Below are 13,773 nucleotides of genomic sequence, written 5' to 3'. Positions count from 1 at the left end.
TCTTTCATCAGGATGCACACATGCAGGTAGAAAGCTTTTTCGAATGGCTCGGCCAGGCACTCGGTTCGATTATCCGCTTCATCGTCGATGGCCTCAGCGGCCTGTTCAACATACTGAGCAACGCTGGCGGCAATTTTGTCGATGGCCTGGCGAAGACGCTGGGCATGGACACCTCGATCATCAGCATCCTCGCGCTGATTGTCGGCCTGATGCTGCTGTGGTCGGCGATTCGCGCGTTCATGAATGCGTCGATCATTGCCGGGATCATCTGGCTGCTGTTGGGGTTGTGGTTGTTGAGCTGGATCATCCATTAGCCCTTGTGGGAGCGAGCCTGCTCGCGAAGGCGTCAGATCAGTCAAAACTGTTCTGAATGACACACCGTTTTCGCGAGCAGGCTCGCTCCCACATTGGTTTGCATCGCAGGCCGCATGAATCGCTACAATCCCCGCTCCCCCAAGGAGCCCGCATGTCCAACCTGATTGCCGACTGGCGCGACCGCCCGACTCACCGCAAGGTCTGGGCGCTCGCCGCGCCGATGATTCTTTCGAATATTTCCGTACCGCTGGTGGCGCTGGTCGACAGCACCGTCATCGGCCACCTGCCCCACGCCCATCAGTTGGGCGCAGTGGCGGTCGGCGCCAGCCTCTACACCTTCCTCGCCTGGGCCATGGGCTTTCTGCGCATGGGCACCACCGGGTTTGCCGCCCAGGCCGCCGGGCGCAGCGATGGCGCGGCGTTGCGGCAGATTCTGTTGCAGGGTTTACTGCTGGCGCTGGGACTGGCAATCGTGCTCGGCACGCTCGGCGTGCCGTTGAGCGGCGTGGCCCTGCACGTCATGCAGCCGTCGGCGGAACTTGATCAACTGACCCGCGAGTTCTTCCACACCCGGTTATTCGGGCTGCCCGCAGCGCTGGCCAGTTACGCCCTGGTCGGCTGGTTCCTCGGCACTCAGAACGCCCGGGCGCCGCTGGCGATTCTGCTGAGCACCAACCTGATCAACATCGCTCTGAACCTGTGGTTCGTGATTGGCCTGGAATGGGGCGTGGTCGGCTCGGCCCGGGCCTCGGTGATCGCCGAGTGGAGCGGTGCCCTGCTTGGCCTGTGGCTGACCCGTGGCGCCTTGCGCGCCTATCCCGGGCACATCGCCTGGGCGGCCTTGAAGTTGTGGCAGAACTGGCGCCCGTTGCTGGCGGTCAACCGCGACATTTTCATCCGCAGCCTGGCGCTGCAATCGGTGTTCTTCCTGATCACCGTGCAAGGCGCGCGTTTGGGCGATGCCACGGTGGCGGCCAATGCCCTGCTGCTCAACGGCCTGCTGCTGACCGCCCATGCGCTGGACGGTCTGGCCCATGCCGTCGAAGCCTTGTGCGGGCACGCGATCGGCGCCCGCGATCGCCTCGCCCTGCGCCGCTCATTGGTGGTGGCCGGCGGCTGGTCGTTGTTGGCCAGCCTCGGATTTGCCGCGTTGTTTCTGCTGGCCGGGCATTTGTTCATCGAAATGCAGACCGACATCCAGAGCGTGCGCGACACCGCGTTCATCTACCTGCCGTATCTGGCGGTGTTGCCGCTGATTGCGGTCTGGAGTTATTTGCTCGACGGCCTGTTCATCGGCGCCACCCGCGCCCGGGAGATGCGCAATGGCATGCTGCTGACCGTCGCTCTGCTGCTGCCGTTTGCCTGGGCGCTGCAAGGGTTGGGCAATCACGGGCTGTGGATAACGTTCCTGCTGTTCATGATCTTGCGCAGCCTGACGCTCGGCGTATTGGCCCTGTGGCTGCGCCGCGACGACGGCTGGTTCAGCGGCGCCGCTCACTGAGCCGGCGTGTGTTTGACGAACGCGACGACCTGCTCAAGCACCGGCGCCAGGTGCCGAAGCGGCCGCGACAGGCTCGCCACCAGCGTCACATGACTGGGGCGCGAGTAGTACAGATCCTGCACCGGCACACCGGCCTCGCGCAGTTTGCGCGCGAGGCCGGCGGTGTTGCGCGTCGGGTTGACCAGATTATCTTTGGTCGCAGCGATCAGCAGCGCCGGAGGCTCGCCTTGCCGGACATGGTTGATCGGCTGCGATTGCGGCGGTGAGTCAGGCCAGAAGAATACCGGGCGCACAGCGGCATTCTTGATCGGCAGAAAATCGTACGGCCCGGCCAGGCCGATCCAGCCGCTGAGGTCTTTCGACGACATGCCCACCGCACCGAGCAGCGCAGGGTCGAGCGCCAGCATCGCCGCATTGTAGGCCCCGGAACTGTGGCCCATCAGGAACAGGCGTTGCGGGTTGCCGGAGAACGCGCGGATATGCGCCCGGGTCCAGGCCACTGCCCGCGCCGAGTCTTCAAGAAACAGCGGATAGCGCACTTGCGGGTACAGCCGATAGTCCGCCAGCACCGCGACGATCCCCCGCGATGCCAGCGCCTCGCCGACAAAGGCGTAATCGCCACGATCACCGCTGTTCCAGCTGCCACCGTAGAAAAACACCACCACCGGTGCGCCCTCCAGTGGCTGGCGTGGCACGTAGACGTCGAGCTTCTGCCGTGGATCGTCGCCGTAGGCAATGCCCGCCGTTCGCTGGAACGTATCATCGGGTGTCAGCGCATTGAGCACCTTGACCGGCGAACACCCCGACAGCACCAGCAGCAGGCACCCGCCGAGGATTGAACCAAACCGTTGCCACAGCGGGTTTGTCATGGGTGCCACACCTCAAGATTGATCGTTCCGCCAGTGCCGCCGCACATGGTCGAGCCGTGCCTGCTGGCTCAGCCCGTCCGGCACGCCCGGCAGTTGCGCCCGGGGATGCTGCAAGCGTAGCCATAACCAGTCATCCAGCACCGCGCGGTCGCTGAAACCCAGGCTCAGGCCCTCCTGCACATGGGAGGCCATTCGCGCGTAGTCGGTTCCTATGGATTGGCACCAGCGCCAGATGTGTTGTTCCAGCAGACAGTTTTGCAAGCGTTCGCGCTGGCGCCGGGTCAGGCTTTCGTCGACGCTCAACGGCTCGACCACCCATTGCGGATTGCGCAGTTGCTGCCAGCCTTCACTGCCAATGGCGAGGTCAGCCCAGGTACCACCGAACCAGCGCAGCAGTTGGATCGGCCCGAGCCAGCGGCTCAGGTCGGCGGCATCACAGGCATCGAAGAAGTAACTGGCTGTCTGCCGGTTGTAGTAACCGAGCAAGGCGCGATGATTGAGCCCGAACGAGACGGTCAGCATCCGTCGCAAATGACTCAGAAGAATCTGCCACGAGGCATCGCTCGCGATCAGCAGACCACGCCAGGTCTGCGGATCACGGTGACACAGCGCCGCCAGTGCCGGGCACTCGTGCAGGTCGACCAGCAGCGGCCCGAGCTCGCTTACCGCCTGAAATTCGGTGCCCTCGAACAGCCGCGTGCAATGGACGGCGGCGAACCCCTGACGCAACGTCGTCAGCGCCTGCTGCGCATCGGCGCCATCGAGCAGCAGCCACTGTGTCTGCGGGGTGAATGGCGCGCCGCTCAAGTGGCGCCGCCCTGTCCCAGCGACGCGACCAGCCGGCAACTGCAGATTGTCGCCGTGCAGTGGTTATAACTGCCACCGCCGGGCACCAGACACAACAGCAACAGCGGTTCGGCGGACATCAACCACCGCGCCAGACCTGCACTCGGCAGAACGTCCGGCAGCACCGGAGGCTCCTGGCAGTCTTCGATCAGGGCCGGTTCCTGCAACACACCACTGATCACCGGCTGATCCGGATCGCCCTCAAGAAAACTCACCACCACCTCGACGCCCTCGTCCAACGCTGCCGGCGCCGTCTCGCTCAACGCCGCAGAAAGGGGCAGCCAGCAGTGGCTGGCAGCAGCGCCTTCCCCCTGATAGAGCCAGTCAAACTGCACCGCTACCGACCGCCATTCGTCAGGTTGGGGCTCAGCGACGGTCACCACCCAGGCCCGTTGCAGACTGTGCATGCGCGGTGGTGTAGCAGGGCTCGTCGGCGGGGCAAGAGGCGCCTGGGCCGACGCAAGAATCCGGTTGCTGTATGGCGGTTCGCTGGCCGGATCAGCACGATGCTCGATCCGGTTCAGCAGCCAGCGGCGGTTGCACTCGGCAAACGGATGTGCGCTCAGTGCCAGCCACCGCGCGCTGCGCAAGGTTGGCAGATCACTGTGGCCGTGGGCTTTGCCGGGGCGAGCCAAACGCTCCTGGATATCGCTGGCATCCACTTGCATCTGCCAGCGCCGGACACTCGGCGAGTTCGCGTCATTGTCCACAGATGCCCCGCCAGCCAGCGGAAACCTTGCGGGATCATCAACGAAGACCAGGCAGTGCCCGTCAGGCCGATGCTCGAAGTAGTAGTGAATTCGCGCCTGCGCACACAGCCGCTGCACGAACTGCAGGTCCGACTCGCGGTATTGGGTGCAAAACGTGCGTACCGGGTATTCGCCGTGCAAATCAAAACGCCGTTGCGCGCCAGCGATACCGTGCTCCTTGAGGACCTGTGCGAGGATCTGCGGCACACACTGGCTGCTGAAAATGCGCTGACTGAAACGCAGCGCCAGACAACTCAACTTCGGTCCCAGCGTCACTCGGCACAACCGCACCCCCGCCTCGTGCTCATGCTGCACGACGCTCTGCAATTGCCCGCTCAGGCCATTGTGCCTGGGGCCGAAATGCAGGAACGCCGAGCGGTACAGCAGACCGGCCAGGTCCAGTTGCGGGTCATCGATCAACAGGTCAATGTCAAACGCAAAAGGTTCGCTGATACCCTCACTGCCGGTAAAGGCCAGCACCTCGAAGGGGTCGGGCAGCCCCGTTACATCGAGACGAAACGACGGCTCGTTGACTGATTCGAACATGGGCGGATCTCTACAGGAGGGGCGGCCGGGGATTCTCGCCGAGAGACATGGCCGAGTAGAGAGCTGAAGTACAACTTAGGAAATGACCTACGCGAAAAGCAGACGGGATCACTTCACCGGCTGTGGCAGGCAGTTATTTCGCGGGAAATTTGGGAGATGTCCCACCGGGTCATCTGAATTTTCCACCGCTTTCGCGGAAATTTCAGACAACCCGGTGCAACAGCATCTGTCTCAGGAAGACAGGTAGGAGGAGCGGGTCAGCCCCAGACGCAAGGCATCGAGGAACTGCGTGCGTTCGCTGGCACTGATGCGGGCACTGGCGCACTTGTCACGGTAGTGGGTCATCAGTTCTTCCGGCGACAAGTGCACGTAGCGCAGCATGTCTTCGATGGTGTCGTGGGTCTCGATACCGGCGTGGTACACGCTGCCATCGGCGTTCTGATAGATGTTCACCGAGTCGGTGTCACCGAACAGGTTGTGCATGTCGCCGAGAATTTCCTGATAGGCGCCGACCAGGAACACCCCCAGCAGATAGTCTTCACCTTCGTTCAGACCGTGCACCGGCAGGCTGGTCTCGATGCTCTGCTCGTCGACGTACTGGTTGATCTTGCCGTCGGAGTCGCACGTCAGGTCTTGCAGCACGGCACGACGCAGCGGCTCTTCGTCCAGACGATGCAGCGGGATGATCGGCAGCACCTGATCAATCGCCCAGGTGTCCGGCAGGCTCTGGAACACCGAGAAGTTGCAGATGTACTTGTCGGCCAGCTTGTCGTTGAGTTCGTCGAGCACCTGACGGTGCGAACGCTGACGGGCTTTCAACGAGTTATGCAGGCGACGGCACACCGCGAAGTAGCACTGCTCGGCCAGGGCTTTTTCAGCCAGGGTCAGTTTGCCGTCGGCGTACTGCGAAGCCACGTCACTCATGTAGTGCGTAGCGCGCCAGTAGGTCTCGGTGACCATTTCGATGTCGGTCGGGCCGAGCAGGTCAACCAGCCACTGCACGGTTTCCGGCAGGGCTTCCTTGTTTTCGATCTGTGGCACGTCGTCGTTGTGCTTCTCGACGTCAGTCACTTGCACCACCAGCATCGCGTGGTGTGCGGTCAGCGAGCGGCCGCTTTCGGAGAAGATGTGCGGATGCGGCAGGCTCTGCGCGTCGCAGAACTCCTTGAGCATACCGACCACGACACCGGCGTAGTCGTCCATGTCGTAGTTGATCGAACTGGCATTGCGCGAGTGGGTACCGTCATAGTCGACACCCAGACCGCCGCCGACGTCGATGTGATCGACCGGCAGGCCCAGGTTGCGCAGCTCGCCGTAGTAACGGATGGCTTCCTTGAAACCGTGCTGGTAGTCAGCCAGGTTGGCAATCTGCGAACCCATGTGGAAGTGCAGCAGGCGAATGCCCTGATCCAGGCCCGCTGCGCGGAAACGCTCGACCACCGACAGCAGTTGCGCCGCCGACAGACCGAACTTGGATTTCTCGCCACCGGTGTCCGCCCACTTCGACGACGCCAGCGACGACAGGCGCACGCGCAGACCGACCTGTGGCTTGACCTTGAGCGAGGCCGCTTCTTCGATCACCAGGCCGACTTCAGATTCTTTCTCGATCACGATGAACACGTTGTGGCCGAGCTTCTGGCCCATCAGCGCCAGACGGATGAACTCGCGGTCCTTGTAACCGTTGCAGACGATGGTGCCGCCCTTCGGCGCCAGTGCCAGCACCGCCAGCAGCTCAGGCTTGGAGCCGGCTTCCAGACCGATGGAAACGTTCTGGGTGGCGATGATGTTCTCGATCACCGCTTCCTGCTGGTTGACCTTGATCGGGTAAAGCGCGGTGTACTTGCTCTGGTATTCCAGGCGCTCGATGTTCGAGTCGAAAGCACCGGTCAGCTGACGGACGCGGTCTTGCAGGATGTCGGGGAAACGTACCAGCAACGGCAGGGACAAGCCGCTCTTGCGCAGTTGGTCGACTTGTTCGAACAGGTCGATAGGCGAACTGCTCGGGCCGTTCGGACGAACTTCGACGCGACCGGCGTCATTGATCGCGAAATACCCGGCCCCCCAATGGCGAATCCCGTAAACACTGCGGCTGTCCGCAACTGTCCATTGGCTGCCATCGTCTTTGCGTGTGCGTCGTACGGACATCGAAGTCCCCTATAAAGAAGTCATAGTGCGTCGCCTGATCGCAGGCCGGCGCAGTCTAAAGAATGAAAATGACGGTTCGTCAGCGCGGCGGTAGACCGCGCTGACCGCGTGTAGTTTAGAAACCGGTCATGAACAGGCTCTGTGAAAACCATGGAGACGACGCCGGATCTGAACTGCTTCAGTGCCGGATCAAGCCGCAGATGGATTTCACAGAGGCTGCTAGCCGCCGGACTTCTTCGCTTTGAAACCGTGTTTGATCAGCTCTGCCAAGAGTAGCTCGACATGATCGCCCTGGATTTCGATGACCCCGTCCTTCAACGCCCCACCGGTGCCGCAACGTTTCTTCAACGTTGTCGCCAGTTCCTTCAGGGCGTCTTCAGCCAGCGGCACGCCGGTGATGGTGGTCACCGTTTTGCCGCCACGGCCCTTGCTCTCGCGACGCACGCGGGCAATGCCGTCCCCGGCCGGGATCACGGTTTGTTTGCAGATACAGGCGTCCACCGGTTTGCTGCATTCCGGGCAATGACGACCTGCGTCGGTGGAAAATACCAGGCCGCCCAGGGCGGCGAAGGATGCGGCTTTTTTGGCCACCGGCAATCCTCTTGGGAGGACAAAGACTGATCGCGACCTTGGGCAAGGTCATCGACCGCGAAGCCCCACTCAGGCAGGGGCAGCGCTACTGCACCGAAACAATTGAACCGCTCGACTTCGACCTGCAGGAGCTGTCGAGTGCAACGAGGCTGCGATCTTTTGATCCTGGTCTTCAAAAATCAAAAGATCGCAGCCTTCGGCAGCTCCTACAGGCCTGTCATCGTTCAGGCCCACATCAAACCATTCGGTGCAGCTTGAAAAGGTCGCGCAGTGTAACGGCAAAAAGCGCAATTGCTAAGAGCCAATCGGCGCCAATTTATGTGTTCTTTGCGACGTCGCTTTGCTGCGCCTTCAGATAGCGCTTCAACGCGGCCAGAGAGTCCGGGCAGTAAGGCTTTTGCTTGATTTCCAGCAGCACCTGTTCGACCGGAATGAAGCGTGCTTCCAGCACTTCTTCCGGCTGCAGTTTCAGCGGGCCGTCCCACACCGCGGAAAACGCCGAACACCACAGGCGATTGCCGGTGTCCTCGAAGAAGAAATGATCGTGGGCGGTCAGTTCCACCCCACTCACCCCCAACTCCTCTTCCAGCTCGCGGGCCGCCGATTCGGCGTAGGTCTCATCGGCCTGGACCATGCCGCCGGCCGCCACGTCCCAGTAACCGGGATAGATTGCCTTGCTCAAGGTGCGCCGATGCACGCACAGCTCACCGGCACTGTTGAACAGCATGATGTAAGTGCCGCGACCGATCAGCCCACGCTCACGCAGATCGGCCCGCACCAGAGCGCCAAGCAGGTTGTCCTGCTCGTCGACCCAGGCGATCTGTTCAGCATCGGAGGCGGCGCGATGGGCCGCCTCTTTGGCGCTCTCGTCCATGACTCAGCCCTGATTGAGCAGTTGACGCAGATCGATCACGGCGGCGTTGGCCCGGGAGATGTAGTTGGCCATGACCAGCGAGTGGTTGGCCAACACGCCGAAGCCGCTGCCGTTGAGAATCATCGGGCTCCAGACCGGCTCCTGCGAGGCTTCCAGCTCACGAATGATCTGGCGCACGCTGACCGTGGCGTTCTTCTTCGCCAGGACATCGGCGAAATCGACTTCGATGGCGCGCAGCAGGTGCGACAGCGCCCAGGCCTGACCGCGTGCTTCATAGAACACGTTGTCGATCTGCATCCACGGAGTCTCGACCACTTCCTCGTCAACCTGCGGCACTTCGCCCACCGCCGGCACTTCGGTTTTCAGTGCGGTGTTGAGCTTCACCCGGCCGACACTGGCCGACAGGCGTTGCGACAACGAACCCAGGCGAGTGCCGACATCGCCCAGCCAGTTGTTCAGGTTGTCGGCGCGGGCGTAGAACAAGGCGTTTTTCTGCGTTGGATCAGACAGACGCGCCTGATAACGGCTCAGGGAGTTGATGCCTTCCTGATACTCCGATTCGCTCGACGGCAGGATCCAGCTCTTGTTGTCGAAGTTGAAACGCGGTTCGGCCTTGGCCAGATCGGCGTCTTCAGCCGACTGCGACTGCGAACGGGCGAAGTCTTTGCGCAGCGCCCGGGTCAGGTCACGCACTTGCACCAGCACGCCGTATTCCCAGCTCGGCGTGTTGTCCATCCACAGGCCTGGCGGGAAGCGGTCGTTGGAAATGTAGCCACCCGGCTTGTTCAGCAGCGTGCCGGCAACAGTCTTGAGGGTTTCGACCGTGGTGTAGCCGACCACCATTTGCTTGCCTTCTTTCTCGGCAGCCGCCTGGGCATTTTGTGCCACCGGGAACAGCGCGGGCTCCTGGCTCCAGTACCAGCCCAGGCCAATGGTCACCAGCAGATAAATGCCGATCAGCGTGGCCAGCGCGCGGCTGAACAGCAGCCCGCCCACGTAGCTGCGGGTGGCCGACTTCGGTTCAGCGGCACGTTCAGGCGCGCTGCCCGCGCGGTTCTTCCAGTCCAGCATGGCGATATCCTTTCAATCACTTGGGTTCAACGGTTCGACCACAACCATACAACAACGTGCCAAGGCCGGGCACCCGCCATCGAAGAGAAGCAGAAAATCCACGGAGAGCGCGAATTCAAGCTGCGAACTTTCTAAGGGTTTCCCTGATGCATCGTCCACGCTAAAAGTCGGCACACCGTCATCAAGGATCAATCCAAACCTGCACCATAGCGGAGTTCCCAAAGATTTTTTCGCTGACCAAGCCGCCCGACGCGCCCGGTTTCAGGGGACTTCATCGACGAACGGGTCGAATCCAGCACCAACTGGTCAGAAACTGAATTGTGCAGCACCGCAGATTATTGACGCACGACACTCATATAAGGGAAAAGAGGTGCTAGCATAGAGCCACCAGTCGATCTCAGCATGCGCCCTAACTAGTAGTCAGGATATGACCGAGCCAGAAGACCCCAGCCGTGAGCGCCTCAAGCACCACTTTGCCCAGCGGGTAATTCATCAGGCACGTCAGATTCTTGAGATATGGCAGCGCCTGCAACGCAGTGAGTGGTCCACTGCCGACCTCGCCGAACTGAGCGAAGCGAACTTGCGCCTGCTGCGTTTTGCCGAGCGCTTCGAGCAGCCCGAGCACACGCAACTGGCTCATCACATCAGCCAGTCGCTGGAAGCGGTGGACGCCAATCGCGGGCGTCTGAGCAGCGGCCTGATCACCGACCTCAATCGCTTGATGCAGCGCCTGTCCCGCACCGGTCTGCGCCATGGCGATCAACTCGACCAGACCTTCCTGCCGCCGCTGCGCAAACCAATCTACGTGATGCTGCAGGATCACGACCGCGCCGAACGCCTGGCCAAGCAGCTGGAATTCTTCGGGCTGACCGCACAGGCGCTGGACAGCGTCGCCGCATTTCGCTCCTCGATGGTCGAGCGCTTGCCGGCCGCAATCGTCATGGACGTGGACTTCAGCGGCGCCGGTGTCGGCCTGCAACTGGCCGCCGAAGCCCAGGTCGGCCTGGAAGAACCGCTGCCGCTGCTGTTCTTCAGCCTGCACGAAACCGACACCCCGACCCGCCTCGCCGCCGTGCGCGCTGGCGGCCAGGAATTCCTCACCGGCACCCTTGAAGCGTCGAGCCTGCTGGAGAAGATTGAAGTCCTGACCTGCGTCGCCCAGTACGAACCTTATAAAGTGCTGATCATCGACGACTCCCGCGCCCAGGCCCTGCACACCGAACGCCTGCTCAACAGCGCCGGAATCGTCACGCGTACCCTGATCGAACCGATCCAGGCGATGGCCGAACTGGCGGACTTCCAGCCGGACCTGATCATCCTCGACATGTACATGCCGGCCTGCACCGGCACCGAACTGGCCAAGGTCATTCGCCATAACGACCGTTACGTCAGCGTGCCGATCATCTACTTGTCCGCCGAGGACGATCTGGACAAGCAGCTCGACGCGATGAGCGAGGGCGGCGACGACTTCCTGACCAAGCCGATCAAGCCGCGACATCTGATCACCACCGTGCGCAACCGCGCCGCCCGTGCGCGCAACCTCAAGGCGCGGATGGTCCGCGACAGCCTCACCGGCCTGTACAACCACACGCACATCCTGCAATTGCTCGAAGACTGCTCGTTCCGCGCCCGGCGCGAGAACAAGCCGCTGAGCTTTGCCATGCTCGACATCGACCACTTCAAACGGGTCAACGACAGCCACGGCCACCCGATGGGCGACCGAGTGATCAAGAGCCTGGCGCTGTTCCTCAAGCAACGCTTGCGCAAGACCGACTTCATCGGTCGTTACGGCGGCGAAGAGTTCGCCATTGTCATGCCCGACACGGATATAGAAGCCGCGCACAAAGTGCTCGACGAGATCCGCCAGCGCTTTGCCGAAATCCACTATCCGGCGCAGCCGCAGGATTTGTGGTGCACCTTCAGCGCCGGCGTGGTGGAAATGCACGAAGACTCCGACAGCCTGATGATGGCCAGCCAGGCCGACGAAGCGCTGTACCGCGCCAAGGGTGCCGGACGCAATCGGGTGCAGACCGCGCGCGACTCAAAGCAAAGTGCCACCTTTTCATCGGAATCCACCGATTCGGTCATAACCCTGTAACAGAACCGCAATAAATTCAGGCGCTTACCATTTCTGCCGTTGGTAGCCGTCATGCGCCTGAAGTTGCTCACCAATCTCAACACCCTGCTGCTGGTCGCCGTCTGCGTGGCCCTCGGCGCGACGCTGTGGTGGTCGCAAAAAGCCCTGGAGCGTCCGTATCTGTTGATGGAGCGCTACCTGGGCCTGTCGCAGCAATTTCAGAATGACGTGGCGCGCAATGTCGAGGACTACCTCGCCAGCGGCGATGCCCTGCGCCTGAGCAGTGCCAGCCAGGCCATCGACGGCTTGCAGAGGGAACTCGGTGAACTGCCACCGGCGCTAACCGAGACCCTGCGCCCGAGCCTGTCGAGCCTGGAAGCATTCAGCAAAACCGACCTGCTCGCCGCCGGCAAACTGGCCGGTGATCCGCAGGCACTGCTGCTGCAAGCCGAACGCGAACTGAGCGCCAGCCTCGATCAACTCAGTACCTACGCCAATGGCAACGCGACGTACCTGACGCCGCTGCTCGTCGCTTCGCAGCACTTGGGCAAATTGTCGCTGGCCCGCGACAAACTGGTCAGCAGCGGCCGCAGTGAACTGGCGGCCGATGTCGAGCGTGAAGTCGACAATATCCGCACCCAGGCTCAGGCCATCGATGCCCTGCCCCTGCTCGGCGTGGTCGCCAAGAATGAATCCGGCAGCGATGATTTCGCCGCGATGATGGGCATCGAAAGCACCGAAAAAGCCGCTGCCGAAGACGCCGGCATCGGCCTCAAGCGTGAACTTAACAGCCTGCTCGGCCGCTACCCGGCGGAGCTGGCACGCACCCGCGAGCAGATCCAGAAACGCACCGAACTGAGCACCGCGACCCACCTGAAAATCGCCGCCGTGCAACAGGCGATCGCGGGACTCGAACCGGTTGTGCGCGCCCAGCACGGACAGATCCAGGGCGAAGTACGCCTGATGCAGGGCGTGATGATCGGCCTGATTCTGCTGATCGCGCTGCTGATCGACACCTTGCAGCGGCGCCTGGCGCGCACCCTGACCAACCTTGCTCCGGCGCTGTCGACCTGGGCCGAAGGCGATTTCAGTCGCGACATTCATTTGGGCAAAACCAACCGCGAACTGCATGACATTGAGGCTTCGCTCAACCGCTTGCGCGCGTATCTGGTAGATCTGGTCGGGACGATTCGCGGTAACGCCGAACAGGTCGCCGACAGCAGCCGCACCCTGGCCGAACTGAGCAACAACCTGCACTCCGGTGCCGAGCATCAGGCCGGCGACACTGCGCTGATCCGCGATTCACTGGGTGAGCTGGAAGCGACGATTCAGCAGGTCGCCGGCGATGCACGGCAGGCTGCCGATGCCAGCCGCCATGCCGGGCTGGCCGTGGAGCACGGGCAAACCGTGATCGGCCAAAGCCTCACCGGCCTGCACGCGCTGGTCGGCGAGGTGCAGGGCAATGCACAGATGATCGAGCACCTGGCCGAAGAGTCGGCGACCATTGGTGGCGTGCTGACGGTGATCCGTTCGATCGCCGACCAGACCAACCTGCTGGCCCTGAACGCGGCAATCGAAGCGGCGCGGGCCGGGGAAATGGGCCGTGGCTTTGCAGTGGTGGCCGAGGAAGTGCGCTCACTGGCACAACGCACGGCCGGCGCGACGGCGGAAATCCAGACGCTGATCGCCGGCCTGCAAGCCGCCGCCCGACAATCGGTCGAAGGCATGCGCGCGCAGGTCGGACACGCCGAAGCCACAGCCAATCAGGCACAAGCGGCGGACGGCGCGCTGGATAAAATCGTCGGCGCGATCCAGACCATTTCCGACACAGCGATCCGCATCGCCGAGATCACCGCGCAGCAGAGCGGCGCGGTCAGCGAAATCCGTGATCACAGCGAGCGGATCCATCAATTGGGCGGCGATAACCTGCTGCGCATCGGCGAGGGTCGCGAACAGGGGGAGAACTTGCTGGTACTGGGTGGGCAACTGCATACCGCCGTGCAGGCCTTCCGCGTCTGACACCAACCTCTGTAGAAGCTGCCGAAGGCTGCGATCCTTTGATCTTGCTTCTAAAAATAAAAAGATCGCAGCCTTCGGCAGCTCCTACAGGACGAGATGAATGACCAGATCAAATCACTCAGTCACAAATTTCGCGCAAACATCGGTCATCGTGCTGGCTATTGCAGAGA

11 protein-coding genes are annotated in these 13,773 nt (G+C 62.2%); 4 read left to right on the top strand and 7 right to left on the bottom strand.

Annotation, left to right across the window (positions count from 1 at the left end):
* The first annotated feature begins 20 nt into the window (after positions 1-20).
* Both HXW87_RS07200 and HXW87_RS07195 read left to right on the top strand, forming a co-directional pair.
* The gene (locus HXW87_RS07200; RefSeq protein ID WP_007963021.1) at positions 21-314 is read left to right on the top strand and encodes a hypothetical protein; all 294 of its coding nucleotides are present in this window, start codon (positions 21-23) and stop codon (positions 312-314) included.
* A 152-nt stretch (positions 315-466) separates the two neighbouring features.
* A complete protein-coding gene (locus tag HXW87_RS07195) occupies positions 467-1,816 on the top strand; it encodes an MATE family efflux transporter (RefSeq protein WP_131671013.1) in 1,350 nt (449 codons plus the stop codon).
* Here HXW87_RS07195 and HXW87_RS07190 read toward each other — a convergent pair.
* The 7 genes from HXW87_RS07190 to HXW87_RS07160 all read right to left on the bottom strand — a co-directional run bounded on the left by HXW87_RS07190 (position 1,810) and on the right by HXW87_RS07160 (position 9,507).
* On the bottom strand, positions 1,810-2,685 hold the full coding sequence (locus HXW87_RS07190; RefSeq protein WP_239778658.1) for an alpha/beta hydrolase: 876 nt from the start codon (positions 2,683-2,685) through the stop codon (positions 1,810-1,812). The genes HXW87_RS07195 and HXW87_RS07190 overlap by 7 nt on opposite strands.
* Positions 2,686-2,697: 12 nt before the next feature.
* Positions 2,698-3,492: a DUF4123 domain-containing protein gene (locus tag HXW87_RS07185; RefSeq protein WP_239778657.1), complete on the bottom strand. Its 795-nt coding sequence runs from the start codon at positions 3,490-3,492 to the stop codon at positions 2,698-2,700.
* A complete protein-coding gene (locus HXW87_RS07180; RefSeq protein WP_239778656.1) occupies positions 3,489-4,826 on the bottom strand; it encodes a contractile injection system protein, VgrG/Pvc8 family in 1,338 nt (445 codons plus the stop codon). The genes HXW87_RS07185 and HXW87_RS07180 overlap by 4 nt, the downstream gene beginning before the upstream one ends.
* A 231-nt stretch (positions 4,827-5,057) precedes the next feature.
* Positions 5,058-6,971, bottom strand: a complete 1,914-nt coding sequence (gene speA / locus HXW87_RS07175; protein WP_007963030.1) for an arginine decarboxylase — start codon at positions 6,969-6,971, stop codon at positions 5,058-5,060.
* 219 nt (positions 6,972-7,190) lie between these two features.
* Positions 7,191-7,562, bottom strand: a complete 372-nt coding sequence (locus tag HXW87_RS07170; RefSeq protein WP_041068080.1) for a translation initiation factor Sui1 — start codon at positions 7,560-7,562, stop codon at positions 7,191-7,193.
* A gap of 316 nt (positions 7,563-7,878) precedes the next feature.
* Positions 7,879-8,436 (bottom strand): NUDIX hydrolase, encoded by a 558-nt coding sequence (locus tag HXW87_RS07165; protein WP_121183515.1) that lies wholly within the window; start codon positions 8,434-8,436, stop codon positions 7,879-7,881.
* 3 nt (positions 8,437-8,439) lie between these two features.
* The gene (locus HXW87_RS07160; RefSeq protein ID WP_007963034.1) at positions 8,440-9,507 is read right to left on the bottom strand and encodes a DUF2333 family protein; all 1,068 of its coding nucleotides are present in this window, start codon (positions 9,505-9,507) and stop codon (positions 8,440-8,442) included.
* Between the two features lie 427 nt (positions 9,508-9,934).
* Between HXW87_RS07160 and gcbA the strand changes: the two genes are divergently transcribed.
* Together gcbA and HXW87_RS07150 are read left to right on the top strand one after the other, a co-directional pair.
* Positions 9,935-11,605: a diguanylate cyclase GcbA gene (gcbA, locus tag HXW87_RS07155; RefSeq protein WP_041068095.1), complete on the top strand. Its 1,671-nt coding sequence runs from the start codon at positions 9,935-9,937 to the stop codon at positions 11,603-11,605.
* A 51-nt stretch (positions 11,606-11,656) separates the two neighbouring features.
* On the top strand, positions 11,657-13,603 hold the full coding sequence (locus HXW87_RS07150) for a methyl-accepting chemotaxis protein (RefSeq protein ID WP_239778655.1): 1,947 nt from the start codon (positions 11,657-11,659) through the stop codon (positions 13,601-13,603).
* Positions 13,604-13,773 lie beyond the last annotated feature (170 nt).

It is taken from the genome of Pseudomonas sp. Y5-11 (assembly GCF_022368695.1).
GTDB classification, from domain to species: domain Bacteria; phylum Pseudomonadota; class Gammaproteobacteria; order Pseudomonadales; family Pseudomonadaceae; genus Aquipseudomonas; species Aquipseudomonas parakoreensis.
This window is presented reverse-complemented; position numbering and strand designations above follow the sequence as displayed.